Annotated in this window: 27 protein-coding genes and 1 tRNA gene; 19 read left to right on the forward strand and 9 right to left on the reverse strand. The window is 68.3% G+C overall.

Annotated features, from left to right (window positions below; translation table 11 throughout):
• The first annotated feature begins 2 nt into the window (after nt 1-2).
• From IC63_RS06670 to IC63_RS06685, 4 genes are read left to right on the forward strand one after another with little or no spacing between them, the layout of a single operon-like run.
• Nucleotides 3-626 carry a methyltransferase family protein gene (locus IC63_RS06670; RefSeq protein WP_232222532.1) on the forward strand — a complete coding sequence of 208 codons (624 nt, stop codon included), beginning with the start codon at nt 3-5 and terminating at the stop codon, nt 624-626.
• The gene (gene lspA / locus IC63_RS06675) at nt 623-1102 is read left to right on the forward strand and encodes a signal peptidase II (protein ID WP_036718269.1); all 480 of its coding nucleotides are present in this window, start codon (nt 623-625) and stop codon (nt 1100-1102) included. The genes IC63_RS06670 and lspA overlap by 4 nt, the downstream gene beginning before the upstream one ends.
• Nucleotides 1089-1526 carry a disulfide bond formation protein B gene (locus IC63_RS06680; protein WP_021096158.1) on the forward strand — a complete coding sequence of 146 codons (438 nt, stop codon included), beginning with the start codon at nt 1089-1091 and terminating at the stop codon, nt 1524-1526. Before lspA ends, IC63_RS06680 begins: the two co-directional genes overlap by 14 nt.
• Complete coding sequence (locus tag IC63_RS06685) at nt 1523-2182, forward strand: DsbA family protein (protein WP_021096157.1); 660 nt, start codon at nt 1523-1525, stop codon at nt 2180-2182. The genes IC63_RS06680 and IC63_RS06685 overlap by 4 nt, the downstream gene beginning before the upstream one ends.
• 8 nt (nt 2183-2190) lie before the next feature.
• Here IC63_RS06685 and mntR read toward each other — a convergent pair whose 3' ends face one another.
• Nucleotides 2191-2643, reverse strand: coding sequence for a manganese-binding transcriptional regulator MntR (mntR, locus tag IC63_RS06690; protein WP_021096156.1), 453 nt, complete (start codon nt 2641-2643; stop codon nt 2191-2193).
• 114 nt (nt 2644-2757) lie between these two features.
• Here mntR and IC63_RS06695 point away from each other — a divergent pair, with 114 nt between their 5' ends.
• The 4 genes from IC63_RS06695 to IC63_RS06710 all read left to right on the forward strand — a co-directional run bounded on the left by IC63_RS06695 (nt 2758) and on the right by IC63_RS06710 (nt 5731).
• Nucleotides 2758-4080 (forward strand): Nramp family divalent metal transporter, encoded by a 1323-nt coding sequence (locus IC63_RS06695; RefSeq protein ID WP_021096155.1) that lies wholly within the window; start codon nt 2758-2760, stop codon nt 4078-4080.
• An 89-nt stretch (nt 4081-4169) separates the two neighbouring features.
• Complete coding sequence (locus tag IC63_RS06700) at nt 4170-4763, forward strand: SCO family protein (RefSeq protein ID WP_036718271.1); 594 nt, start codon at nt 4170-4172, stop codon at nt 4761-4763.
• A gap of 6 nt (nt 4764-4769) precedes the next feature.
• The gene (locus tag IC63_RS06705; RefSeq protein WP_036718272.1) at nt 4770-5243 is read left to right on the forward strand and encodes a copper chaperone PCu(A)C; all 474 of its coding nucleotides are present in this window, start codon (nt 4770-4772) and stop codon (nt 5241-5243) included.
• On the forward strand, nt 5240-5731 hold the full coding sequence (locus IC63_RS06710; protein WP_232222533.1) for an SCO family protein: 492 nt from the start codon (nt 5240-5242) through the stop codon (nt 5729-5731). The genes IC63_RS06705 and IC63_RS06710 overlap by 4 nt, the downstream gene beginning before the upstream one ends.
• Here IC63_RS06710 and IC63_RS06715 read toward each other — a convergent pair.
• The 4 genes from IC63_RS06715 to IC63_RS06730 form a co-directional block, all read right to left on the reverse strand.
• Nucleotides 5701-6033: an AAA family ATPase gene (locus IC63_RS06715; protein WP_036718317.1), complete on the reverse strand. Its 333-nt coding sequence runs from the start codon at nt 6031-6033 to the stop codon at nt 5701-5703. The two genes, IC63_RS06710 and IC63_RS06715, sit on opposite strands and share 31 nt — an antisense overlap.
• Entirely contained in the window at nt 6033-6368 is a 336-nt protein-coding gene (locus IC63_RS06720; protein WP_156965388.1) for a hypothetical protein, read from the reverse strand. The genes IC63_RS06715 and IC63_RS06720 overlap by 1 nt, the downstream gene beginning before the upstream one ends.
• Complete coding sequence (locus IC63_RS06725; RefSeq protein WP_018303655.1) at nt 6368-6562, reverse strand: hypothetical protein; 195 nt, start codon at nt 6560-6562, stop codon at nt 6368-6370. Before IC63_RS06725 ends, IC63_RS06720 begins: the two co-directional genes overlap by 1 nt.
• 84 nt (nt 6563-6646) lie before the next feature.
• Nucleotides 6647-7039 carry an RNA polymerase sigma factor gene (locus IC63_RS06730; protein WP_232222534.1) on the reverse strand — a complete coding sequence of 131 codons (393 nt, stop codon included), beginning with the start codon at nt 7037-7039 and terminating at the stop codon, nt 6647-6649.
• Between the two features lie 89 nt (nt 7040-7128).
• Here IC63_RS06730 and IC63_RS18730 point away from each other — a divergent pair, with 89 nt between their 5' ends.
• The 4 genes from IC63_RS18730 (at nt 7129) to IC63_RS06740 (ending at nt 9032) form a co-directional block, all read left to right on the forward strand.
• On the forward strand, nt 7129-7524 hold the full coding sequence (locus tag IC63_RS18730) for a hypothetical protein (protein ID WP_232222535.1): 396 nt from the start codon (nt 7129-7131) through the stop codon (nt 7522-7524).
• A gap of 315 nt (nt 7525-7839) precedes the next feature.
• Nucleotides 7840-8025 carry a hypothetical protein gene (locus tag IC63_RS17385; RefSeq protein WP_084115582.1) on the forward strand — a complete coding sequence of 62 codons (186 nt, stop codon included), beginning with the start codon at nt 7840-7842 and terminating at the stop codon, nt 8023-8025.
• The gene (locus tag IC63_RS17390) at nt 8015-8545 is read left to right on the forward strand and encodes a helix-turn-helix domain-containing protein (RefSeq protein ID WP_198026269.1); all 531 of its coding nucleotides are present in this window, start codon (nt 8015-8017) and stop codon (nt 8543-8545) included. Before IC63_RS17385 ends, IC63_RS17390 begins: the two co-directional genes overlap by 11 nt.
• Before the next feature lie 7 nt (nt 8546-8552).
• Complete coding sequence (locus IC63_RS06740; protein WP_232222536.1) at nt 8553-9032, forward strand: DUF4357 domain-containing protein; 480 nt, start codon at nt 8553-8555, stop codon at nt 9030-9032.
• 268 nt (nt 9033-9300) lie between these two features.
• On the opposite strand, the gene IC63_RS06745 is transcribed toward IC63_RS06740, so the two are convergent.
• Nucleotides 9301-9390: transfer RNA gene (locus tag IC63_RS06745), tRNA-Ser, on the reverse strand.
• A gap of 234 nt (nt 9391-9624) precedes the next feature.
• On the opposite strand from IC63_RS06745, the gene IC63_RS06750 reads away from it, so the two are divergent.
• The 4 genes from IC63_RS06750 to IC63_RS06765 all read left to right on the forward strand — a co-directional run bounded on the left by IC63_RS06750 (nt 9625) and on the right by IC63_RS06765 (nt 15236).
• Entirely contained in the window at nt 9625-10428 is an 804-nt protein-coding gene (locus IC63_RS06750) for a hypothetical protein (RefSeq protein ID WP_036718279.1), read from the forward strand.
• The gene (locus tag IC63_RS06755; RefSeq protein WP_156965389.1) at nt 10425-11504 is read left to right on the forward strand and encodes an NUDIX domain-containing protein; all 1080 of its coding nucleotides are present in this window, start codon (nt 10425-10427) and stop codon (nt 11502-11504) included. The genes IC63_RS06750 and IC63_RS06755 overlap by 4 nt, the downstream gene beginning before the upstream one ends.
• A gap of 105 nt (nt 11505-11609) precedes the next feature.
• Nucleotides 11610-12641, forward strand: coding sequence for a cysteine synthase A (locus IC63_RS06760; RefSeq protein ID WP_036718282.1), 1032 nt, complete (start codon nt 11610-11612; stop codon nt 12639-12641).
• 6 nt (nt 12642-12647) lie between these two features.
• Entirely contained in the window at nt 12648-15236 is a 2589-nt protein-coding gene (locus tag IC63_RS06765; protein ID WP_084115586.1) for a DUF3772 domain-containing protein, read from the forward strand.
• Between the two features lie 41 nt (nt 15237-15277).
• Here the strand turns inward: IC63_RS06765 and gyrA are convergent, their stop codons facing one another.
• Both gyrA and ypfJ read right to left on the reverse strand, forming a co-directional pair.
• A complete protein-coding gene (gyrA, locus tag IC63_RS06770) occupies nt 15278-18019 on the reverse strand; it encodes a DNA gyrase subunit A (RefSeq protein WP_052041928.1) in 2742 nt (913 codons plus the stop codon).
• Nucleotides 18020-18331: 312 nt separating this feature from the next.
• Nucleotides 18332-19183: a KPN_02809 family neutral zinc metallopeptidase gene (gene ypfJ / locus IC63_RS06775; protein WP_036718284.1), complete on the reverse strand. Its 852-nt coding sequence runs from the start codon at nt 19181-19183 to the stop codon at nt 18332-18334.
• 136 nt (nt 19184-19319) lie between these two features.
• Here ypfJ and IC63_RS06780 point away from each other — a divergent pair, with 136 nt between their 5' ends.
• Together IC63_RS06780 and IC63_RS06785 are read left to right on the forward strand one after the other, a co-directional pair.
• Nucleotides 19320-19916 (forward strand): DedA family protein, encoded by a 597-nt coding sequence (locus tag IC63_RS06780; RefSeq protein ID WP_036718287.1) that lies wholly within the window; start codon nt 19320-19322, stop codon nt 19914-19916.
• A gap of 52 nt (nt 19917-19968) precedes the next feature.
• Nucleotides 19969-20451: a disulfide bond formation protein B gene (locus IC63_RS06785; RefSeq protein WP_036718290.1), complete on the forward strand. Its 483-nt coding sequence runs from the start codon at nt 19969-19971 to the stop codon at nt 20449-20451.
• 4 nt (nt 20452-20455) lie between these two features.
• Here IC63_RS06785 and IC63_RS06790 read toward each other — a convergent pair whose 3' ends face one another.
• Nucleotides 20456-21424 (reverse strand): DUF808 domain-containing protein, encoded by a 969-nt coding sequence (locus IC63_RS06790; protein WP_036718291.1) that lies wholly within the window; start codon nt 21422-21424, stop codon nt 20456-20458.
• 150 nt (nt 21425-21574) lie between these two features.
• Between IC63_RS06790 and cobS the strand changes: the two genes are divergently transcribed.
• The gene (cobS, locus tag IC63_RS06795) at nt 21575-22552 is read left to right on the forward strand and encodes a cobaltochelatase subunit CobS (protein WP_036718293.1); all 978 of its coding nucleotides are present in this window, start codon (nt 21575-21577) and stop codon (nt 22550-22552) included.
• Nucleotides 22553-23250: the final 698 nt, after the last annotated feature.

A 23250-nucleotide genomic window follows, 5' to 3' on the forward strand; every position in this document is an offset into this window, starting at 1 on the left:
CGATGATGTCGGCTTTCGGCTGGGCCGCGCTGGCCCTTCTCTTCGGCTATCTGGCACTGTTCCTCTGGGGGACCACGGCGGCGACGCGGGCGGCGGGCAGGCCGGTCTGGCTGTTCGGGCAGGCAAGGGGACGCGAGCGGCTGGCCGCCTTCGGGTTTCGTGCGGCCTTCGTGCTTGCCTTCTTCGGGCCGCTTCTCTGGCTGGCATGGCCTGCGCTGCACAAGGCCGATCCGCTCTGGACCGAAGGCCGGAGGGTTGCCGCCGGGTTGATCGGTGTCTTCCTCGCGGGCGTGGGGGCGATGGTCGCCTTTGCGGCACAGATGTCGATGGGCGCCTCCTGGCGGGTGGGGGTCGTGCCCGGCGCGACGGGCGCCCTCGTCACGGGCGGGCTCTACCGCTACAGCCGGAACCCCACCTTCGTGGGGCAGTTCGCCTTGCTGGCCGGTGTCGCGCTCGCGGTGTCATCGCTGCCCACTGTCGTCGCGCCGCTCGTCTTCCTGTGGTCGGCTGTCACACAGGTGCGCACGGAGGAGACGGCCCTGCGGGCGGCACTCGGGGCGGACTACGACCGCTACACCGCCGCCGTGCCGCGCTGGATCGGGCTGCGCCAGGGAACCGCTCCATGACCCGACCTGCGATTGTGGTGCTGGCCACGGTTCTGCTCGACCAGACCACCAAGGCGGCCGCGCTCTCCGGCCTGGTGCCCGGCCAGCCCGTTGCCATTCTTCCCGGTCTCGACCTGACGCTCGGTTTCAACGAAGGCGCGAGCTTCGGCCTCCTGTCCGGTCCGATGTCCGGTCGGCCGCTGCTGATGGCCGCCGTGACCGCCGGGCTGACGCTGGTGTTCGCCGTGATGGCCCTGCGCGCGCGCCATCCGGTCGAGCGCACGGGGTTCGCCCTGATCGTCGGCGGGGCGATTGGCAACATCATCGACCGGCTGCGGCAGGGTGCGGTGACGGACTTCCTCGACGTCTTCTGGCAGGACTGGCACTGGCCGACGTTCAACGTCGCGGACATGGCGATCACCTTGGGAGCGGCCTGCCTCCTCGCGTCGTCCCTGCCACAGCGCCGCCGCAAGGAGCCCGTTCGTGACCAAGGCTGACGCTGACACCCCGCCCCGGGACGACCTTGCGGTGACGACTGCGTTCGTGATCGCTCTTGCCGCCACCCTCGGGGCTCTCTTCATCGGCGAGGTGCTGGGGCAGATGCCCTGCACCCTGTGCTGGTACCAGCGTATCGCCATGTTCCCGCTGGTCCCGATCCTTGGCCTGTCGATCTGGCGGGGCGACCGCCTGGCGCGGGTCTATGCCCTGCCGTTCGGAATCGCCGGGCTGGCGCTCGCGGCCTGGCATTCCGGACTTTATGCGGGGCTCCTGCCTGCTCCGGTCGTTCCCTGCACCGAGAACGGCCCTTCCTGCTCGGGCCCGGCGCAGGTGATCCTGGGATTGCCCATTCCTTACCTTTCGCTGGCGGCCTTTGCCGCCATCCTTGCCTGTCTGATCCTTCCAAGGGGGACCCGCGCATGAATCGCCGCACTGTCTTGATCGGGGCCTCAGCCCTTGGGCTCGTCGCTTTCGGGGGCGGCGCCTTTGTCGTGAACACCCGGCGTCAGGCAGACGCCGATGCCCGCGCCGCCGCTGCGCCGCCCGTGGACGCAGCACTCCTCGACCGCCCCTACTCGCCCAGCTTCGGCCCGGCCGATGCGCCCGTCACGCTGGTCGAGTTCTTCGACCCCTCCTGCGAGGCCTGCCGGGCGTACCATCCGGTCATCAAGGAGATCCTCCGGCTGTTCCCGGATCAGGTCCGCGTTGTGCTGCGCTATACCCTGTTCCACGAAGGGTCGGACGAGGCTGCCCGGATCCTCGAGGCGGCGCGGATGCAGGGCAAGTTCGAACCGGTGCTTGACGCCCTGTTCGAAGAGCAGCCGGGCTGGGCGGTCCACGGGGCGCCCGAGATGGACGTGGCCTGGGAGATCGCCGGGAATGCGGGCCTCGATCTGGACCGGGCCGAGACGGACAAGCTCTTTCCCGGCATCACCGGAACGATCAACCAGGACATGGCGGATGTCGAAGCCCTGGACATCCGGCAGACGCCGACCTTTTTCCTGAACGGCAAACGGCTGGAGAACTTCAGCGCGGAAAGCCTGATCGCCGATGTGCGCTTCGCCGTCGAGAACGCCTGACGCCGCCGTCAGGACTTGCTGGCGAAGGCCGCGAAGAGGGCCAGCGTGCGCGCGCTGACGTGATGCTCGATCCCCTCGGCGTCGCGCTCGGCGGTTTCGGGGTCGAGGCCCAGGCTCAGCAGGAACCGCAGCACGATCTCGTGCCGCCGACGGCACTCCCGGGCCAGCGCGCGGCCCTCGTCGGTGAGGAACACGGACCGATACCGCGCCCGGGTGATCAGGCCCTCCCGGGCCAGACGGTCGAGCGTCTTGGTCACCGTCGGGACCCGGACGCCAAGCCGCGCGGCGATATCCACCGGCCGCGCCTCGCCGTGGTCGTGGATCAGTTCGGCGATCAGTTCGACATAGTCCTCGGCAAGCTCGCGGCTGCGCGCCGCGCGCACGCCCTGGAACGCCTCGGCCCGCAGGTCGGCGGCTCGGTCATCGGTGCCCATGCGGTTCTTCGGATCGATCCCTGTCATCGCAGAAGCATCGCACGGGACGGATTGACAAGTAAAGCCATGGGGAGAATTGTTAGCACCATCTAACATATTGCGCCCGGCCTTTGCGGACGCGTCCTTCTGGGGCTTCCATCCATGCCGATCCACGCCTGGCGTACCGACAGCACCACGCCGTCCCTGTCCGAAGTGTTCCGTTCGATCGCAGTGCCGCGCGGCGCGTCGCCCTTCCGCCGGTTCCTTGCCTTCATCGGACCGGGCTACCTCGTCGCGGTCGGCTACATGGACCCCGGGAACTGGGCCACCTCGCTCGCCGGGGGGGCGGCCTTCGGCTACACGCTGCTCTTCGTTGCGCTGTTGTCGAACATCATGGCGATCCTTCTGCAATCGCTCTGCGCGCGGCTCGCCATCGCCTCGGGCCGCGACCTGGCGCAGGCTTGCCGGGATGCCTTTCCGCGCTGGGTGTCGGTGCCGCTCTGGCTGTTTGCCGAAGCGGCGATCATCGCCACCGACCTCGCGGAGGTGATCGGCACGGCCATCGGCCTGAACCTTCTGTTCGGCATCCCGCTCGAGATCGGCATCTTCATCACCGCGGCCGACGTGTTCCTGATCCTCTGGCTGCAGAACAAGGGATTTCGGTGGATCGAGGCCTTCATCATCGCACTTCTGGCGGTGATCGCGGCCTGTTTCTTCGTGCAGATCGCGATGGCCGACCCCGACTGGGGCGCGGTGATCGCGGGCTTTGCGCCCTCGACCGAGATCGTGACCAATCCGCAGATGCTTTACATCGCGCTCGGCATCATCGGCGCGACCGTGATGCCGCACAACCTGTACCTCCATTCCGGGATCGTGCAGACCCGGGCCTTCGGACAGGATCCGGGCGGCAAGCGCGAGGCGCTGCGGCTTGCGACCTGGGATTCGACCATCGCGCTGATGCTGGCGCTTCTGGTCAACTCGTCGATCCTGATCCTCGCCGCCGCGACGTTCCACGCCAGCGGCACAACCGAAATCGTCGAGATCGATCAGGCGCATGCGTTGCTTTCGCCGCTGCTTGGCAGCGCCATCGCCCCGACCCTGTTCGGCATTGCGCTTCTGTGCTGTGGGCTGAACGCGACCGTGACAGCCACGATGTCAGGGCAGATCGTGATGGAAGGGTTCATCGCCTTCCGCATCAGCCCGGTGTTGCGGCGGCTGATCACCCGGCTGATCGCCATTGTCCCGGCGATGGCCGTGATCCTGCTTTACGGCAGCGAGGAGACCGGCCAGCTCCTGATCCTGAGCCAGGTCGTGCTGTCCTTCCAGCTTCCCTTCGCCATCGTGCCGCTGGTGATGTTCACGGCAAGCCGGGCCAAGATGGGCGATCTGGTGGCCCCCCGCTGGCTTACCGCGCTCTGCGCGCTGATCGCGGTCACGATCATCGTGCTGAACATCAATCTGCTGGCGACGGTTCTGCTCGGCTGACGCCTCATCTTTCCGTGACACCGGGCTTTTTCGCTTGAACCTCAAGCCGCTGGAGGGTTCAGGCACGCCGCATCATAGACAGGGACCGCATGAGACTGACAACATTCCAGAAAGCCCTTTGGGCAGCCGCGGGCCTGGCCTGTCTGGCCTATGGAACCTGGGTTCTGGTGGCCGATCCGGCAACCCCGCCCCGGGCCGAGGCCGCGTTTCGCCCGGTGTTCTCGTTGCCCGACGCCGAGGGCCGGATCCGCACCGAGGCGGACTTCGCGGGAAAGCACCTTCTGGTGTTCTTCGGCTTCACGAGTTGTCCGGACGTGTGCCCCACCACGCTGTCCGAAGTCGCGCAGGTCATGGATGACCTCGGACCGGACGCCGACAAGGTGCAACCGATCTTCATCTCCGTCGATCCCGCCCGCGACCGCCGTCTGGGGCTTGCCGCCTACACATCCGCCTTCCACCCGGCGATCCTGGGCCTCGCCGGTGACGAGGTGCAGACGCGCGCCGCCGCGGAGAGCTTCCACATCTACTTCGAACGCCAGGACGACGCGGCCGCGCCGGATGGCTACACCATGTCGCACAGCCCGGCGCTCTACCTGATCGGGCCCGATGGCGACTGGCTGCGCCAGTTCGCCTACGGCACGCCCGCCAGTGACATCCTGAATGACCTTCGCTCCAGACTGTGAGGCTCCATGAGAACCCCCATCCTTGCCGCCCTTCTGTCCCTTGTCGGCCTGCCGGCCCTGGCCTGCGAAACCTTCACCATCGGAAATCTGATGATCGAGCACGCATGGTCCCGCGCGACGATCGGCGCCGACCGCCCCGGCGTGCTCTATGTCGAGATCACCAACACAGGCAGCGTCGATGACGCGCTGATCGGCATCGCGACGCCCGTCGCGGGAATGCCGATGCTGCACGAAACCGTCGTGATGGACGGCGTCGCCTCGATGCCGCACGCCATGTCGGTTCCGGTTCCGGCGGGACAGACGGTGGCGCTGGCGCCCGGGGGCTATCACGGAATGCTGATGGGCCTGACCACCACCCTGAAGGAAGGCGAGGGCTTCCCTGTGACATTGACCTTCCGCGACGCGGGCGAGGTGACGGTGCCGGTCGAGGTCCTGTCCATGCGTGCGGAGGGGCCGGATTGCGAACACGCAGGGCAGTGATCCTCGGCCTCGGCGGGGTGGCGGGGGCGCTGGCTTTCACGCTCGGCCTCGGGGCATGGCGCAGCCGCGGCACCGCGCCTGCCACAGACCCACGTCTGCCTTTGCCGATCGCCGAAATGGACTTCACGCTGACCGACCAGCGCGGCGCAACCGTCCGGCCGTCCGACTGGATCGGGCGCCCGACCATGATCTTCTTCGGCTTTACCTTCTGTCCCGACGTCTGTCCGACCACGCTCAGCGACATCTCGGGCTGGCTCGAGGATCTCGGTCCCGAGGCTGACCGCCTGAACGTCACCCTGATCTCGGTGGACCCTGAACGCGACACGCCGGCGGTCCTGTCCGACTACCTCGCGAATTTCGATCCGCGCATCACCGGCCTGACGGGCCCGCTGGCCGAGGTCGAACGCGCCGCCGCGGGATTTCGCGCGTGGTTCGAGAAGGTGCCGCGCGATGGCGATTATACGGTCAACCATACAGCCGGGGTGTAGCGGCCGCAGACCTCGTCGAAATGAGCCTGGCTGTAGGGCTGGTCCTCGCGCAGCGCCGGGTTCGGCCCGCCGATGAACACCGCGAAGTCGCGGCATTCCTTCCAGGTGCGGGGTCGGAGCGTGTCGATCTCCAGCCCCTCGACCGCCAGATCCCCGGCCTCGAGGTCGAGGAAGAGCGTGGTCGAGGCATTCAGCGTCCAGAGCAGGCTGGTCTTGCCGATGCCGGACCGGCCGAAGATGACGCCCTTGATTCCCTTGCGCTGCGCGAGCCGTTCGTCGGCGCCGATGATGGGAAGGGCCATCACTGGCCCTCCTTCTTCATCACCGACGCGGCGGCGCGATCTGCGCCGATGCATCCGGCCTCGCGGGCGAGCTTGTAGAGGCGCTTCAGCGCGTCGGCGCGGCGGTAGGCGGCCGTGCTCTCGCGCTCCGCCTCCACGATCGCGAAGGCGATCTCGTCGACGGTCGCCTCGACGACTGGCAGCGGCTCGCGCGGCTCGTCACCGGCGCGCTGCGGGAAGGCGATGGTTTCGGGGAGGTCTTCGAGCGCGTAGCTCGCTTTGCGAAGACGGTTGATGTCGTTCGGTTGGTCCGGCATGGCGTTTCTCCGTGGGATGATGTGATCGAGGAGGCGCATCACGCGGCCTCGCGGACGTCGGGCGCGGGCTCGGCGACGTAGATCGCCAGCAGCGGCGTCCCGTCGGCATGGGCGCCGGCGTCCTCGATCTGATAGTTGCGGTTGGGCTCGCAGACCTCGGTCAGCTCCCAGCGGCGATAGAGCCCCGGGAGACGCCTGAAATCCTCGAGCGACAGATCGGCAGTGCGGTTCATGCGTGTCTGCTTTCGGTTGGAGGGAAGGCGCTCGGGGCGCTCGAATGGGAAAAGCCACCGGCGGGACCGGATCGGGACATCCGTTCAGGGGATTTCCTCGAGGGCGTCGTGCAGCCGGCGCATGGCGCGCTGGTACCGCTTGCGGGCGGCGGCCTCGGTCAGGCCCAGTTCGACGGCGATCTCGGCCTGGGAGAAGCCCTCGATCGCCACGCGGATCACCAGCAGGGCGTCGTCGCCGAGCAGCTTCCGCACGGCGCCGTTCAGCCGTGCGTACCCGGCCGCGCCGATGCCGCTGTCACCGCTGTCCGCCACCTCGTCGGGATCGGCGCTGCTGGCGAGATGTTCGCGCGCCAAGTCGCGCCGGCGCATGCGGATCATGTCGCGCTCGACGTTGCGCAGCACCGTGGCCGCGATCCAGTTGACGCGCCCGGCCCAGCTCGTCGGGGCTGCCTGGCGCGAGGGGAAGGGAGTCGGCATGGAAGTGCTCCTCTATTGCTTGGAGCACCTCAATCGTCGTCAAAATATCGGACCGTCCCCCGCGATAATTCGGACGAGGGTCCGACCTTGTGGCTCTGAAACAGAACGGTCAGTCGGTCTTCAGCCGCCAGTGGCCTCGACGGTTGCGCTACCAGATGACGGTCGAGGAGAAGGCCCGCTTCCTCGACGCGGCACCGCATCTGCTCGACGACATCCAAGCGATCGACCAGGCGCTGGGGCGCGAGCCGGAACTGGACTGGAACAAGGTCTGGGGGAGCATTGAGAAGCTGTTGAAGAAGCGCGAGTCCCGCTGGCGCACACCCGAGGTCAAGCTGTTCCGCAACGTGTTCACCCAGAAGGACCCGGAGGCCGAGCGCGTCAAGGCGGCATCGCCTGCCCGGCCGTGCCGGTGCAGCGATCCGCCGTCCTGGTGCAAGCCGAAGGCGCGCAGGCCGAAGGCCGAAGTTGCGGCGGTGCTGCTCTAGCCGGTCTGTCCCCGGCCTCTTGGGGCCGGGGGCGGAAGGCTGCGACCTGCTTGCAGGTCGTGGCCTAGGCGGTGCTGCCGGTGACGCTGTGGCGGCGCTGTGGCGGCGCTGCGGGTCGCTCGCTCGTGGGTGCTGCAAGCGCGGTTCTCGGCCTCGTAGCGGGCCAGCAATGCGCGCTGCATCGCCTCAACGATATGCTCCGGGGTGTCGGTGTGTTCGTCCATCATTCAACAAAACCTATTGCACAATGCGGCAAGAGTGCTTACGGTCGCTTAGGGCGGCACGGTGCCGCTTACTCTGTGAAAGGATCCCGCTATGGCGGAAAAAACCGTGTCCATGACGTTCGTTTGCGAACCCGAATTGCGCAAGGCGTTCGTTGATCTGTGCCGCGCTGATGACCGGCCAGCTTCCCAAGTGCTGCGGTCGCTCATGCGTGAGTATCTGGAAAAGAAAAGCCAAGGTCGGCTCCCTCTGAAAAATGTGGGCGGCAATGGCGCTTAATCTGATCGTCGCGGCGCTTGAGCGCGGCCCGGCGTCTCCTACGGATGCCCTGGTGCTGATCGCTATTTGCGATAGCGCCGACAAGGTGTCCGGTGAAGCGTGGCCGTCGCTGCGGTCGCTGGCTCAAGCGGCGCGGGTGACGCCGCGCGCGGTTCGTTCGATCCTTGCCCGGCTCGTCTCTGACGGCTGGATTGAGATTGAGCGGCGGCATCGTGCCAACGGGTCGCAAGCGTCCAATCTCTATCGCGTGAACCTCGCGCTGCTGGGCGAGTTGCGACCCCCCCCGGAAGCTGCTTCCTCCCTTGAACCTTCACATCACAAAGAACCTAAGCGCGGCGGTCGCCGCGCAAGGGAAATTGCTGGTGAGAGAAAAGGGAAGGCGTCGGCGTGGTCGCCTAAGCCTGCTGCCTCGGCGTCTGCGGCAAAGCCTGCGCCCGAAGCTGACGTGCTGGCCTTTTATGCCGACTTGGTGATCCGCAAAGCGCCGGGTGTACGTTTTCCTTCGGCATCTGCCCGATAGGGCGGCGATGGAGGAGTTCGTCGACCAGACCAAGACGCTTGTCGGTGCTCTTGGATGGGATCTGTTCCGCGAGATGCGCGGCAGGGCCGCTGAACCGCTGGAGCAACTGACTACTACCGCGGGCGATCCGAGCCCGGTTTTCTTCTTCAGGGGGGAAGGCTTCTCCGCGGAAATGATGATCTCTCGATCGGGCGATTTTGTCGTGAAGGCAGGTTCCAAGGCCCGCGCTCGTACTACGCCCACTATCCCCAAGGGCACTCTCGCGCTTCGGGAGACGCTTCTGGAATCGGGCGTCCTTCGCGCAGACGCCAGCACGTTAGTCTTCGCCAGCGACTACAGTTTCACTTCAGCGTCTGCAGCAGCAGCAACGGTCATCGGAGCCAGCGCGAACGGACGCATACTGTGGAAGTTAGCCGATGGGCGATGCTACGCAGATTGGGAAGCTGAGGGCACGTTGCCCCAAGGCGAGCATAAGGCGAATGGATGAAGCGGGGTTGGATCACGGTTCCTTTCGCATGCGGATGCAACTTGCGAACGGTTGCCGCGGAAGGAGAAAATTGTACGAACAAAATCATAGTGTTATTGCGCTGAACCATAGGGGGATGGTTGACGGGTCCAGAGAATAACTGCTCTGAGAGACAACCTTCGGTTCTGCTGACACTTGGGCCGGTTGACAGCCCCACCCGCATAACCCTCGAAAACAACGGAAAATTTCGGCCGCAGCCGGATCGGGAGAACGCTTTCGCGAAGGCAAGTGGCGGAGAGGGTGGGATTCGAACCCACGGAACCCTTGCAGGCTCAACGGTTTTCGAGACCGCCCCGTTCGACCACTCCGGCACCTCTCCGCGCTTCTGGGTGGTGAGCGGGGGATTTAGAGGGGTGGGGGTTGAAGCGCAAGGGCTTTCGCTGAAAAATCCGTGCGCCAACAGCCATCGCCCGGGGAGCCTACGTCCATGACACCAGCACGACCCCGACGGCGCGCGGCCGGGGGCTCTCGGGGGCTGTGGCTTCCGGTCCTCCTGCTCGGTCTCCTCTCTCTGGGGCTGTCGCCGGCAGCGGGTCAGGGCGTGCCTGCGCCGATGCCCGGAACCGCCCCGCAGGTCACGGCCGAGGTGACGGCCGAGCGGGTGGTGGCGGCGCTGGGGCTCGACCAGCTGGCCGAAGCACTGGCGGCCGAGATCGTGACGGCGGGCGATCCGCTGGGGCCGCCACCCGTGGCGGCTCCGGGGCAAGGGGCGGATGCCGGGTGGCGGACGATCGCCGGCCAGGTCGCGCCGGTCGGCCGCGTCCGCGCCGGGCTGCGCGCCGAGGTCGGCCGCGCGCTGGAGACGCTCGATCCCGCGGCGCGGGCCGCGATCGAACCGTCGCTGGTCTTCTGGGAATCCGATCTCGGGCGGCGGGTGCTCGCGCTGGAATTCGCGGCGCGCGCGGCGATGGCCGATCCGGCCGCCGATGCCGCGGCGCGGGCGGAATTCGCCGCGGCGGCGGGCCGCGAGCTCCCGCGCGTCGAGGAGGTCCGGCAGCTGATCGCGGCGGCGGATCTGGTCGAACCGGCGGTCGCCGCGTCGATGAACGTCGCGCTGGCGGTGATGGAGGGGATCGCGGACGGCGCCGACCTGCCGCCGGACCTGCTGACGGCCGATGTTTGGGACATGGAACCCGAGATCCGCGCCGAGCAGGCGGCCTGGATCGAGGCGCTGATCTTCCTGTCCACCGGGCCGCTGGACGGGCCCGAGCTGGACCGCCTGATCGCCGAGACGGCGACGCCCGGCGGGCAGCGGCTGAACCGGATCGTGGACGGGGCGGCGACCGAGGTGCTGGTGCCCATCGCCCGCGACCTCGGCCGCGCCTCGGCGCACCGCAGCAAGGGGTCCCGGCTGTGAGCGGGCGGGTGCTGCTGGCGGGCATCCTCGCCGATCCGGCGGTGCTCGCCGCCCTGGGGCTGAAGCCGCGGGGCGAACCCGTGGCGCTGCCGGGGCGGTTGTCGGCCGCGCCGTCGGCGGGGCTCGCGGCGGACAGTTGGCCGCGCTGGGACCGCAACGCGGCCGGGCATGTCACCGCCGTGCCGATCGACAGCACCCCGGACCTGGCGCGATATGCGGCGATCATGGGGCTGGCGCCCGCGCTGCACGGTGATACGCCGGTGCTGGGCGTCGGTGACACGGGGGATGACGCCACCGGGGAAGCAGACCCCCGGCTCGCGGCCGAGATCGCCGCGGACCTGCTGGCCCAGCCCGCCGACCAGACGCCCGAGAACCTGCGCGCCCGGCTGCCGATGATCGCCTGGCGCACCGCCTCGCGCCTGCGCGCGCAGGCCGAGCGGGGTGCCCCCGACGCCCCCGGACCCGCCGAAGTGGACCGGGTGCGGATCGAGGCCCGCGCTACCCCCTATGCCCGCTATTTCGCCGTCGAGGAGCTGCTGCTGCGGCACCGCCTGCACCTGGGCGGCTGGTCCGATCCGCTGCTGCGCGCGGTCTTCGTCTCGGGCGACGCCGTCGTCGTGCTGCCCTGGGACCCGGTGCGGGACCGGGTGCTGCTGGTCGATCAACTGCGCGCGGGGCCGGTGGCGCGGGGCGACGCCCAGCCCTGGCTTTACGAACCCGTCGCCGGCCGCATCGACCCGGGCGAGACGCCGCAATCCACCGCCCGCCGCGAGGCGATGGAAGAGGCCGGGGTCACGCTCGGCGCGCTGTTCCCGGTGCCCGGCCATTACCCCTCGCCGGGGATCATCGCCGAGTTCATCTATGGCTTCGTGGGCGTGGCCGACCTGCCGGACGATGCGGCGACGGTGTCGGGCCTAGACGCCGAGGGCGAGGACATCCGCGGCCACCTGGTCGACCGCGCCGAGCTGACCCGGATGGCGCTGGACGGGCGGATCGTGAACGGGCCGCTCTTGATCCTCGCGCTGTGGCTGGACCGGATGGCCGACCGCCTCAAGGCCGCTGATCCGCCGCGCTGACGAGCGCCAACGATTCCGTGTCGGGGGCCGGCGATCGGGCGGCGACGGGTTGCCGCGCTGGTCCGACGCTGGTTTAACGGCCCAAACAGCGAGAGGCCCGACACCATGCGCAACGCTCCCGATCTGGCGGCCGCCATCGGCCGCACGCCGCTCATCCGGCTGAACCGCGCCTCGGAGGCGACGGGCTGCGAGATCTGGGGCAAGGCCGAGTTCATGAACCCCGGCCAGTCGGTCAAGGACCGGGCGGCGCTGTATATCGTCAAGGACGCCGTGGCCCGCGGCGAGCTGCGCCCCGGCGGCACCATCGTCGAGGGCACGGCCGGCAATACCGGGATCGGACTGGCGCTGGTCGGGGCCTCGATGGGGTTCCGCTCGGTCATCGTGATCCCGGAAACCCAGAGCCAGGAAAAGAAGGACATGCTGCGTCTGGCTGGCGCCGAGCTGGTCGAGGTCCCGGCCGCCCCCTACAAGAACCCGAACAACTACGTCCGCTATTCGGGCCGGCTGGCCGAGGCGCTGGCCCGCACCCTGCCCGAGGGCGCGATCTGGGCCAACCAGTTCGACAACGTCGCCAACCGGCAGGCGCATCTGGAAACCACCGGGCCCGAGATCTGGGACCAGACCGGCGGCCGGGTGGACGGCTTCATCTGCGCGGTGGGCTCGGGCGGGACGCTGGCGGGCGTGGGCATGGCGCTGCAGCCCAGGGGGGTCAGGATCGGCATCGCGGACCCCGAGGGCTCGGCGCTGTTTTCCTGGTACACCGACGGCGAGCTGAGCGCGCCGGGCAATTCCATCACCGAAGGGATCGGGCAGGGGCGGGTGACCGCCAACCTCGAGGGCTTCACGCCCGATTTCGCCTGCCGGGTGCCGGACGGCGAGGCGCTGCCGATCCTGTATGACCTGCTGGAACATGAGGGGCTGTGCCTTGGCGGGTCGTCCGGGATCAACGTCGCCGGCGCGATCCGCATGGCGCGCGAGATGGGGCCGGGCAACACCATCGTCACGGTGCTGTGCGACTATGGCACGCGCTACCAGACCAAGCTGTGGAACCCGGCCTTCCTGCGCGAGAAGGGGCTGCCCGTGCCGCACTGGCTGGAACCGCGCGACAGCGCGCTGCCCGACGTGACCGAGGAGTGATGCACGATGATCGCTGACCGGGCGCATACCCGCTTTCGCGGCCAGACGGGCCTTGCCGCCCGGCTTGCCCTCCGGCTTGCCCCCCGGCTGGTCGCCGCGCTGGCCGCGCTTTGGATCGCGCTGGCGGTGCCGGTCGCGGCGCTGGCGCAGGACGAGCCCGACTATGCCAGCTGGGAACAGGCGGCCAGCCGAGGCGAGGATGTCGTTGAGGCAGGAACCGCCTCGACCCCGACGCTCGAGGCGCTGCGGGCGGATATCGTGGCCTGGCGCGACCAGTTCGTCGCCGCGCAGTCGATCAACGCGCCGCGCATCGCGGCGCTCAAGGACCAGATCGCGGCCCTTGGCCCGGCGCCGGCCGAAGGCGACAGCGAGGCGGCCGACATCGCCGCCCGCCGCAAGGACCTGAACGACCAGCTGGCGCAGCTGCAGGCGCCGGGCCTGCGGGCGGTCGAGGCCTACAGCCGCGCCGACAGCCTCATCAAGGCAGTCGACGATCAGACCCGGGTGCGCCAGGCCGACCGGATCCTGCGGCAAAGCCCCTCGCCGATGCTTCCCTCCAGCTGGATGGCGGCGGCGTCCGAGGGGCTCAAGGTCGTCACCGGGATCATCGGCGACGTCCGCGACCGGACCTATGGCGCGGCGGGGCAGGCGCTGATCGGGCGGCTGCCGCTGATCGCGCTGTACCTGGCGGCGGCGCTGGGGCTGCTGATCTTTGGCCGGCGCTGGATCGATTCGCTGCCCTTGCGGCTGGGGTCGCGGGCCAGCGAATACGCGCGCGACGCAGTCGCCTTTGCGGTCTCGCTGGGGCAGATCGTGATCCCGACGGCGGGCGCCTATCTGCTGACCCGGGCGCTGGACACGACCGGGCTGGCGGGTGCCTGGGCGCGGCCGATCCTGATGGTGCTGCCAGTCGCGGCGCTGATCCTGTTCGGCGGCCGCTGGCTGTCCAGGCGGTTCTTTCCGCTGACCGGCGATCCGCCGATCTGCTATCCCGAGCTGCAGCGGCAGCGCGGGCAGTTCTATGGCACCGCGCTGACCGCCGCCTATGCCGTCCACCACATCGCGGCACAGGCGCTGCTGCCGCTGTCGGGGTTCCGGCGCGAGGGGCCGGCCGGCAGCCGCATCCCGCTGGACGTGAGCGAGGCCGCGGCCGGGGTCTGGCACCTGCCGATCATCGTCGTGGGCGCGCTGCTGCTGTTCCGGCTGGCGCTGGTGCTGCGCCACCGGCCCGAGCTGTCGGGGTCGGACATGCCCGGCTATCCCGGCAAGGTCATGGCGGGCCTGGGCGCGGTCGCGCGGATCATCGCCATCGCCGCGCCGCTGCTGGCGCTGGCGGGCTTCGTCACCCTGGCGAACGCGACGCTGTGGTCGACGGTCCTGACCATCGGCCTGGCGATGCTGGTCATCGTGCTGCAGGAATTCGCCACCGACCTGTGGGCTGTCGTCAAGCGCGACCGCAACATCTCGCGCAATGCCCTGGCGCCGGTGCTGATCGGCTTTGCGCTGGTCATCGGGGCGCTGCCGGTGCTGGCGCTGATCTGGGGGGCAAGCCCCGCCGACCTGCGCGAGGGCTGGACGCAGCTGCGCCAGGGCGTCTCGCTGGGCGGCGTGCGGCTGTCGCCGGGCGCGGTGCTGACCTTCCTCATTGTGTTCACGCTGGGCTACATGGTGACCCGAGTGGTGCAGGGGACGGTGCGCACCTCGATCCTGCCCCGGACACGGCTGGACGCGGGGGCCAAGAATGCCGCCGTGTCGGGGCTGGGCTATGTCGGCATCTTCCTTTCGGCGCTGCTGGCCATCACTTCAGCCGGCATCGACCTGTCGAGCTTGGCCATCGTCGCTGGCGCCCTGTCGGTGGGCATCGGTTTCGGCCTGCAGAACATCGTGTCGAACTTCGTGTCGGGGATCATCCTGCTGGTCGAGCGGCCCGTGGCGGTGGGCGACTGGATCCAGGTCGGGACCGCGCAGGGCTACGTCAAGCGCATCTCGGTGCGCTCGACCCAGATCCAGACCTTCGACCGGACCGACGTGATCGTCCCGAACTCGGACCTGATTTCCAAGGAGGTCACCAACTGGACCCGCGGCAACCAGCAGGGCCGGATCATCGTCAAGGTCGGCGTCGCCTATGGCAGCGATACCCGCAAGGTGACCGAGATCCTGCGCCGGATCGCCGAGGACCAGCCGACCGTCCTCATCAACCCGCCGCCAACGATCCTGTTCATGGGCTTCGGCGCCGACAGCCTGGATTTCGAGATCCGGGCGATCCTGTCCGACATCAACCAGGGCGTCTCGGTCCAGAGCGAGATCCGCCACCAGATCATCGAGCAGTTCGCCGCCGAGGGAATCGAGATTCCCTTCGCCCATCGCGAGGTGCGGATCGTCAATGCGGGCGATCTGTCGGCGCCGGTGCCGGGGCGGCCGAAAGCCCCCCCTGCCGCGTCCGCCGCCGCAGCGGCGAAGCCCGGCCAGGGCCAGCCGGCGCCCGTGCAACCCACGGGTGACGAGGATCAGGATCCGCGGATCAGCATGGCCACGTCATCGGGGCTGGAAGGAGCCTCTGGCGGCAGCGATGGGGACGGGGGCGGCGAGCGGTAGCGGGCAGGGGGCCCGGACGGCCCCCGCGCCCGCGGTCCCGGTCAGCTGTCGCTGGACCCGGCGGCATCGTCGGCCGCCCCGCCGCCGACAGGGCCGTCCGCGGGTCCTTCATCCCCCTGGCCCTCGTCGCCCTGATCGGCGACGCGGGCGACGGAGACGACCTCTTCCCCCTCGGCGGTGTTCAGGACGCGCACGCCCCCGGCCGAGCGGGACCGGAAGCTGATTCCGTTCACCGGCACCCGGATCGACTGCCCGGTTGAGGTCGCCAGCATGATCTGGTCGTCCAGGGACACCGGGAAGCTCGCAACCAGCGGGCCGCCGCGCATCGCCTTGTCCATCGCCATGACGCCCTGGCCGCCGCGGCCGCGCACCGGATAGTCGTGCGAGGACGACAGCTTGCCGGCGCCCCGCGCGGTGACGGTGAGGATCAGGTCCTCATGCGCCGACATGCCGGCATAGCGGTCCTGCGACAGGGCGGCCTCGGCCACCACCTCGTCCTCGTCCGGCTCGGCGCCGTCGTCCAGCGCGCCCTCGACGGCGCGGCGCATCTTGATGTAGGCCGCGCGTTCCTCGGGCGTGGCCTCGAAATGGCGGATGATCGACATCGACACGACCCGGTCCCCCTTGGCCAGCCGGATGCCCCGCACCCCCGTGGAATCGCGGCCCTTGAAGATCCGCACGTCGGTGGTCGGGAACCGGATCGCCCGGCCCTGCGCGGTGACCAGCATCACGTCGTCGTCTTCGTCGGCGATGCGCGCGTCCACCAGGCTGACGCCCTCGGGCAGCTTCATGGCGATCTTGCCGTTGCGCATGACGTTGGTGAAATCCGACAGCGCGTTGCGGCGCACGTCGCCGTCCGAGGTGGCAAAGACCACCTGCAGCCCGTCCCATTCATCCTCGGGAACGTCAACCGGCATCAGCGCCGCGATCGAGGTGCCGCCGTCGATCGGCAGGATGTTCACCAGCGCCTTGCCGCGCGCCGTGCGCCCGCCCAGCGGCAGCCGCCAGGTCTTGAGCCGATAGACCATCCCGTCGGTCGTGAAGAACAGCAGTTCGGTGTGGGTGTTGGCGACGAACAGGGTCGTCACCACGTCGTCTTCCTTGGTCGCCATCGAGGCGAGCCCCTTGCCGCCGCGCCGCTGGCTGCGGAATTCGGTCAGCGCGGTGCGCTTGATGTAGCCGCCCGAGGTGATGGTGACGACCATGTCCTCGCGCTCAATCAGGTCCTCGTCGTCCAGATCGCCCGCCCAGTCCACGATCTCGGTGCGGCGGGGGACGGCGAACAGTTCCTTCGCCTCGGTCAGCTCGGCCGAGATGATGCCCATGATCCGCTCGCGCGAGGCGAGGATCGCCAGATAGTCGCGGATGCTGTCAGCCAGCACCCGCAGCTCGTCGGTGACCTCCTGCACGCCCAGCTGGGTCAGGCGCTGAAGGCGCAGTTCCAGGATGGCGCGGGCCTGCGCCTCGGACAGGTTGTAGGTGCCGTCGTCGTTGACGGGGTGCAGCGGGTCGTCGATCAGCTTGAGATATTCGACGATCTCATGCGCCGGCCAGCGCCGTCCCATCAGCCGCTCGCGTGCTTCGGCGGCGTCGGCCGAGGCGCGGATCGTCGCCACCACCTCGTCGACGTTGGAGACCGCGACGGCCAGACCGCACAGGATATGGCTGCGCTCGCGTGCCTTGCGCAGCTCGAAGGCGGTGCGGCGGGCGACGACTTCCTCGCGGAAGGTGATGAAGTGGGTGAGGAAGTCGCGCAGCGTCAGCTGTTCGGGGCGGCCGCCGTTCAGGGCCAGCATGTTGGCGCCAAAGGACGACTGCATAGGCGTGAAGCGGAACAGCTGGTTCAGCACAACCTCGGCGGTGGCGTCGCGCTTCAGTTCGATGACGACGCGGATGCCGTGGCGGTCGGATTCGTCCTGGACATGGGCGATGCCCTCGATCTTCTTGTCCTTGGCGAGTTCCGCGATGCGTTCGATCAGCGTGGCCTTGTTCACCTGGTAGGGCACGTCGTCGAGGATGATCGCCTCGCGCCCGGCCCGGATCGTCTCGGTCCGGGTGCGGGCCCGCACCACGATCGAGCCGCGGCCTTCCAGATAGGCCTTCCGCACGCCGGAACGGCCGAGGATGATGCCGCCGGTCGGAAAGTCCGGGCCAGGGACGATCTCCATCAGCCGTTCGGTCGGCAGGTCCGGGTTCTCGATCAGCGCGAGCGTCGCGTCCACAACCTCGCCGAGGTTGTGGGGCGGGATGTTGGTCGCCATGCCGACGGCGATGCCGCCCGCGCCATTGACCAGCATGTTCGGAAAGCGCGCCGGCAGGACGGTCGGTTCGCGGTCCTTGCCGTCATAGTTGTCCTGGAACTCGACCGTGTCCTTGTCGATGTCCATCAGCAGCCAGTCGGCAGCCTTGGCCATGCGGACCTCGGTATAGCGCATCGCCGCCGGCGCATCGCCGTCCATGGAACCGAAGTTGCCCTGCCCATCCAGCAGCGGCAGCGACATGGAAAAATCCTGCGCCATCCGCACCAGCGCGTCATAGATCGCGCTGTCGCCGTGGGGGTGATATTTCCCCATCACGTCGCCGACCGGGCGGGCCGACTTGCGATAGGGCTTGTCATGGGTGTTGCCGGTTTCGTCCATCGCGAACAGGATGCGGCGGTGGACCGGCTTCAGCCCGTCGCGCAGGTCGGGGATCGCGCGGGCCACGATGACCGACATGGCGTAGTCGAGATACGAGGAGCGCATCTCCTCGGCGATGTCGATGGTGGGGCCGTCGTGCGGCATCACGCTGCCCGCGGCCGGGCCGTCCCCCCCGCCGTCGCCTCCGCCGTCGCCCCCGGTGGCGTCGTTCCCGGTCGCGTCGGTCAGATCATCGTCGTTGGGATCGGAGGGGGTCTCGGCCACGGGTTCTGCCTCAATATATCGTTGCCCCGCGGTCTATCACCCACCGTCCGTGGGTTCAACGACAGGATGGCGAATGCGGCGGGCCGTCAGCGAGGGTTTTCGTCGCACGACTGCGGTGGGATCCCCTCTGCGCCACGAAAAAGTGCCGCGCAATCCTGCGCGGCGCTCATAAAGGGACCAGGGGCAGGGGCCTTACAGCCCGGCCTCGCGGAACGAATTGCACTGGGCCAGATCGCCCGACTCCAGCCCGCGACGCAGCCACGTCATCCGGTCTTCGGCCGAGCCGTGGGTGAAGGCGTCGGGCATCGGCGCGCGGCCGGCCTTCTCCATCAGGATGTCGTCGCCCACAGCGCGGGCGGCGTTGATGGCCTCCTCGATGTCGCCCTGCTCGATCGTCCCGAACTTGTCGTATGCGGCGCGCGCCCAGATGCCGGCGAAGCAGTCCGCCTGCAGTTCGGTCAGCACCGACAGCCGGTTCGAATCCGCCTGGCCCACGCGCGAGCGAAGTTCGTTCACCTTGGACAGGACGCCGATCTGGTTCTGCACATGGTGCCCGATCTCGTGCGCGATCACGTAGGCATAGGCGAAATCGCCGCCGGCGCCCATCTTGGACTGCATCACCTTGAAGAAGTCGGTGTCCAGATAGACCTTGCGGTCACCGGGGCAGTAGAACGGCCCCATCGCCGCCGACGCGCCGCCGCATGCCGACTGCACCGCGCCCGAGAACAGCACGAGGCTGGGTTTCTGGTACTGCATGTTGGCCTGCCGGGCCAGCACGTCGGTCCAGATCTCCTCGGTATCGGCCAGCACGACCGAGACGAACTGCCCCAGCTCTTTCTGCTCGGCGGTCAGCTCGCGCTGTTGCGAGGCCGAGGGCGCCTGCTGCGACATCCCGCCGACCAGCGGCGAGATGTCCACGCCGAAGAAATACCCGACGGCAAGCACGATCAGCATGCCGACCAGGCCGATCCCGCCGACCCCGGAGGTGCCCATGCCGCGCCGGTCCTCGATGTTGCTGCTGCCGCGACGGCCCCGCCATTCCATATGTCGTCCTCCGATGAAGTCTGGCCAAGGCGCTGGCGCTTGGATTTTGGCCGCCTGCGAAACGGTTACGCGGGGTTGACGGTTCCCGCAAGCCGGGGAATTGAGACGCAGCGCGGCTGCAGGGCGGGATGGACGGATGTTCGACTGGGTGGTTTCGGTGATTTCCGGCTGGGGCTATCCCGGGGTCTTTGTCTTGATGTTGCTGGAAAACCTGTTCCCCCCGATCCCGTCCGAGGTCATCATGCCGCTGGCCGGCTACCTTGTGGGCGAGGGGGGGCTGGCGCTGGCCCCGACCATCCTCGCGGGCACGCTGGGGTCGGCTCTCGGCACCTCTCTCTGGTATGTGATCGGGGCCTGGATCGGGCCTGAGCGGCTGAAGCGCTGGGCCGCGCGGCGCGGGCGGCTGCTGACCCTGTCGCCGTCGGACGTGGATACCGCGCAGGCGTGGTTCGACCGGCGCGGCGGGATGGCGGTGCTGATCGGGCGGATGATCCCGGCGGTGCGGACGCTGATCTCGGTCCCCGCCGGCATCGCGCGGATGCCGCTGCCGCGGTTCCTGGCCTTCACGCTGCTGGGCAGCGCGCTGTGGACCGGGGTGCTGACCGGGGCGGGGCTGCTGCTCAGCGCGAATTATGCGCGTGTCGCGGATGTGATCGACCCGCTGTCAAAGCTGGTCGTCGCCGCCGTGGTGCTGGTCTATCTGTGGCGCGTCGTCACCTGGCGCCCGCATTGACACCCACACCCACGACCCACGCCCACGACTTGTCGACCCAAAGGACGATGCGATGATTGCGACCCTTTCCGCCCGCCGCCTGGCGCTGCTCGCCGCCGCCACGTCGGCCGTTCTGCTGATCGCGGCGCTGATGTTCCAGGCCGCCGGCTACAAGCCGTGCGAACTGTGCATCCTGCAGCGCTGGCCGCATCTGGCCGCGGTGATCGTCGGGGCGATCATCCTGTTTTCGGGCTTCCGCCGGGGCTGGGCGCTGCTGGGGATGCTCGCTGCCGCGGCGGCGGCGGCGATCGCGCTGTACCACGCCGGGGTCGAGCTGCACTGGTGGCCCGGGCCCGCGGCCTGTTCCGGGGGTCTGGGCGATATCGGCGCGGTCAGCGCCTCGGACCTGGTCAACCGCATCCGGTCGTCGCAGGTGGTGCGTTGCGATCAGCCGGCGCTGTTGATCTTCGGGCTGTCGATGGCCGCGTGGAACGCGCTCGCCTCGGCGGGGCTGACCGTGCTGTGGGGGCTTTCGGCGATCCGCGCCGGGCGCTGAGGCGTCAGGCGCGGCCCAGCATCCGGGTGCCGGCGCTCCACAACGGGGTGAACACGGCCTTGGCGAGCGGGATCAGCAGCAGGCCAAGCGCCAGCCCGAAGATCCCGTCGAAGAACGCGGTGACCGCCCAGGCGACCACGCCCGGCGCGGCCGGGACCGCGTGGGCTGCGACCTCGGCGGCGTGGTGGATCCAGTCATAGGGCGCCGAAAACCCCAGCACGTCCAGCCCGTGCAGGACGATGTTGCCGCCCACCCACAACATCGCGGCGGTCCCGATGATGGTCAGCGTTTTCATGAACCCGGGCATGATCTTGACGATGCGCCGACCGGCCGACCCCAGGAATCCCTTGCGCGTGCGGGCCAGCGCCAGGCCGTAATCGTCCGCCTTCACGATCAACGCCACCGCGCCATAGACGGCGACCGTGATCGCCACGGCGACCGCGAACAGCACCACTCCCCGCATGACGATCCCCTGGTCCGGGGGGATGGTGGCGAGGGCGATGGTCATGATCTCGGCTGACAGGATGAAGTCGGTCTTGATCGCGCCGGCGACCTTTTCCTCTTCCAGATGCGTGGGATCGCCCGCCTCTCCGGTATAGCTGTCATGCGCCGCCTCGCCGGGATGGATCGCGTGCCAGACCTTCTCTGCCCCCTCGAAGCACAGATAGGCACCGCCGATCATCAGCAGCGGGGTGATCGCCCAGGGCGCGAACTGCGACAGGATCAGCGCGATCGGCAGCAGGATCACCACCTTGTTGAAGATCGAGCCCTTGGCGATCTTCCAGACGATCGGCACCTCGCGGTTGGCGTCGAAGCCATGGACGTATTTCGGCGTGACCGCCGCATCGTCGATCACCGCGCCGGCCGCCTTGGCGCCGGCCTTCATGGACATGCCGGCGACGTCGTCGACCGAGGCCGCCGCAACCTTGGCGATGCCGGCCACGTCATCGAGAAGTGCGATCAATCCGCTCATATCGTATCTGTCCCTTCGCAAGTCGTTCCGTCGATGCCTGCGAACGCGCGGGCGGTCAATCGGTTCGATGCGGGAAGGCGAAACGCGGGCCGCTTGCACCTTGCCGCGCGATGTTCCATCACGCGGTGGTCAGCGAATGGGAACGATGCAATGGCCGATCTGGACATGAACGCGAAACCGACCGAGGACGTCGACGTCCGCGACCTCTTCGGCATCGACAGCGACATCAAGGTCAAGGCATTTGCCGAGCGCACCGAGCGGGTGCCGGACCTGGACACGACCTACAAGTTCGACCCCGACACGACCTTGGCGATCCTTGCGGGCTTTGCCTACAACCGACGGGTGATGATCCAGGGCTATCACGGCACCGGCAAGTCCACCCATATCGAGCAGGTGGCGGCGCGACTGAACTGGCCGTGCGTGCGCGTCAACCTCGACAGCCATGTCAGCCGCATCGACCTGATCGGCAAGGACGCGATCAAGCTGGTGGACGGCAAGCAGGTAACCGTGTTCCACGAGGGCGTCCTGCCCTGGGCGCTGCGCAATCCGACCGCCATCGTGTTCGACGAATATGACGCCGGCCGGGCCGACGTGATGTTCGTGATCCAGCGGGTGCTGGAGGCCGACGGCAAGCTGACGCTTCTGGACCAGAACGAGGTGATCACCCCGAACCCCTATTTCCGGCTGTTCGCGACCGCGAACACGGTGGGGCTTGGCGACACCACCGGGCTTTACCACGGCACCCAGCAGATCAACCAGGGCCAGATGGACCGCTGGTCGCTGGTGGCGACGCTGAACTATCTGTCCCATGACGCGGAAACCGCCATCGTGCTGGCCAAGGTGCCGCAGATGAACTCCGAAAAGGGCCGCCGGACGGTGGCGCAGATGGTGACGCTGGCGGACCTGACCCGGACCGCCTTCATGCAGGGCGACCTGTCCACCGTCATGTCGCCCCGCACGGTGATCTCGTGGGCGCAGAACGCGCGCATCTTCGACAACGTGGGCTACGCCTTCCGGCTGACCTTCCTGAACAAGTGCGACGAGCTGGAGCGCCAGACGGTCGCCGAGTTCTATCAGCGCCTGTTCGACGAGGAACTGCCGGAGAGTGCCGCCGCCAAGGCGGGGTGAGCGGGGAAGGGGGCTCAGCCTGCGCCGAAGGCTGTGGCCGCCGGACAGGCACGCCGTGTGTCGACGACCCGACGCGGCCGTTAGCGGCCGGGCGTCGCTGAAAGCTGGGTCGGCAAGGGCCGCCTGAGCTCACTGGCGAGGCCCCACGGGCGCCCGGCGAGTCGCCCCTGGGGCCAGATCGGAGATCGCAGACCCCGTTGCGCCCGCGCAATGACAGGCCGTGGATCGGAATGTGCCCGAAATCGCCCGAGGGGGCCCGCTAGCTGAGCACTGACCGCACGAAAAACTGTGGAATGGCGGAGGGGATGGGCCTGAAAGACAACCTTCTCCGCTTAAGATATCGAAATAATTGATTTTGATAAACTTTCTTCGACCACAGCAGACTATCGCCAACGCCATCCTCCCGATGCCGGCGCCGGAGGAATTGTTGAACGTGAGGTCAGCGGCCGCCATTCGCTGGCATGACCGAGACCCCGAAATGCGCTCGCCCCGAGAGTTCATCGCAGCTCAAAACGCAACTGCCTTAGTGTCCGGTGACGGGGCAAGACCAGCCAGATCGACACCGATGATGGGCGTTGTTGCGCAACTCAGCTAGCGGCGTGAGCTGCCCCTTTCCCCGCTGAACTCAGCTGACGCGAACGATCTCGGCGGTGCCGAGGGCGGAGAAGCGGTTCATGAGAGCAATGCGGATGTGGATC

It is taken from the genome of Paracoccus sphaerophysae, from assembly GCF_000763805.1.
Lineage (GTDB): Bacteria > Pseudomonadota > Alphaproteobacteria > Rhodobacterales > Rhodobacteraceae > Paracoccus > Paracoccus sphaerophysae.

Bases quoted from the DNA above. Each gene is read 5' to 3' on its own strand.
- IC63_RS06725 (WP_018303655.1), bottom strand. From the start codon at position 6,562: ATGAACCGCACTGCCGATCTGTCGCTCGAGGATTTCAGGCGTCTCCCG.
- mntR (WP_021096156.1), bottom strand. From the start codon at position 2,643: ATGACAGGGATCGATCCGAAGAACCGCATGGGCACCGATGACCGAGCC.
- IC63_RS06720 (WP_156965388.1), bottom strand. From the start codon at position 6,368: ATGCGCCTCCTCGATCACATCATCCCACGGAGAAACGCCATGCCGGAC.
- IC63_RS06685 (WP_021096157.1), top strand. From the start codon at position 1,523: ATGAATCGCCGCACTGTCTTGATCGGGGCCTCAGCCCTTGGGCTCGTC.
- ypfJ (WP_036718284.1), bottom strand. From the start codon at position 19,183: ATGGAATGGCGGGGCCGTCGCGGCAGCAGCAACATCGAGGACCGGCGC.
- IC63_RS17385 (WP_084115582.1), top strand. From the start codon at position 7,840: ATGGCGGAAAAAACCGTGTCCATGACGTTCGTTTGCGAACCCGAATTG.
- IC63_RS06760 (WP_036718282.1), top strand. From the start codon at position 11,610: ATGCGCAACGCTCCCGATCTGGCGGCCGCCATCGGCCGCACGCCGCTC.
- IC63_RS17390 (WP_198026269.1), top strand. From the start codon at position 8,015: ATGGCGCTTAATCTGATCGTCGCGGCGCTTGAGCGCGGCCCGGCGTCT.
- IC63_RS06740 (WP_232222536.1), top strand. From the start codon at position 8,553: ATGGAGGAGTTCGTCGACCAGACCAAGACGCTTGTCGGTGCTCTTGGA.
- IC63_RS06700 (WP_036718271.1), top strand. From the start codon at position 4,170: ATGAGACTGACAACATTCCAGAAAGCCCTTTGGGCAGCCGCGGGCCTG.
- IC63_RS06765 (WP_084115586.1), top strand. From the start codon at position 12,648: ATGATCGCTGACCGGGCGCATACCCGCTTTCGCGGCCAGACGGGCCTT.
- IC63_RS06695 (WP_021096155.1), top strand. From the start codon at position 2,758: ATGCCGATCCACGCCTGGCGTACCGACAGCACCACGCCGTCCCTGTCC.
- IC63_RS06790 (WP_036718291.1), bottom strand. From the start codon at position 21,424: ATGAGCGGATTGATCGCACTTCTCGATGACGTGGCCGGCATCGCCAAG.
- cobS (WP_036718293.1), top strand. From the start codon at position 21,575: ATGGCCGATCTGGACATGAACGCGAAACCGACCGAGGACGTCGACGTC.
- lspA (WP_036718269.1), top strand. From the start codon at position 623: ATGACCCGACCTGCGATTGTGGTGCTGGCCACGGTTCTGCTCGACCAG.
- IC63_RS06785 (WP_036718290.1), top strand. From the start codon at position 19,969: ATGATTGCGACCCTTTCCGCCCGCCGCCTGGCGCTGCTCGCCGCCGCC.
- IC63_RS06730 (WP_232222534.1), bottom strand. From the start codon at position 7,039: ATGCCGACTCCCTTCCCCTCGCGCCAGGCAGCCCCGACGAGCTGGGCC.
- IC63_RS06715 (WP_036718317.1), bottom strand. From the start codon at position 6,033: ATGGCCCTTCCCATCATCGGCGCCGACGAACGGCTCGCGCAGCGCAAG.
- IC63_RS06705 (WP_036718272.1), top strand. From the start codon at position 4,770: ATGAGAACCCCCATCCTTGCCGCCCTTCTGTCCCTTGTCGGCCTGCCG.
- IC63_RS06780 (WP_036718287.1), top strand. From the start codon at position 19,320: ATGTTCGACTGGGTGGTTTCGGTGATTTCCGGCTGGGGCTATCCCGGG.
- IC63_RS06750 (WP_036718279.1), top strand. From the start codon at position 9,625: ATGCCCGGAACCGCCCCGCAGGTCACGGCCGAGGTGACGGCCGAGCGG.
- IC63_RS06670 (WP_232222532.1), top strand. From the start codon at position 3: ATGATGTCGGCTTTCGGCTGGGCCGCGCTGGCCCTTCTCTTCGGCTAT.
- gyrA (WP_052041928.1), bottom strand. From the start codon at position 18,019: ATGCCGCACGACGGCCCCACCATCGACATCGCCGAGGAGATGCGCTCC.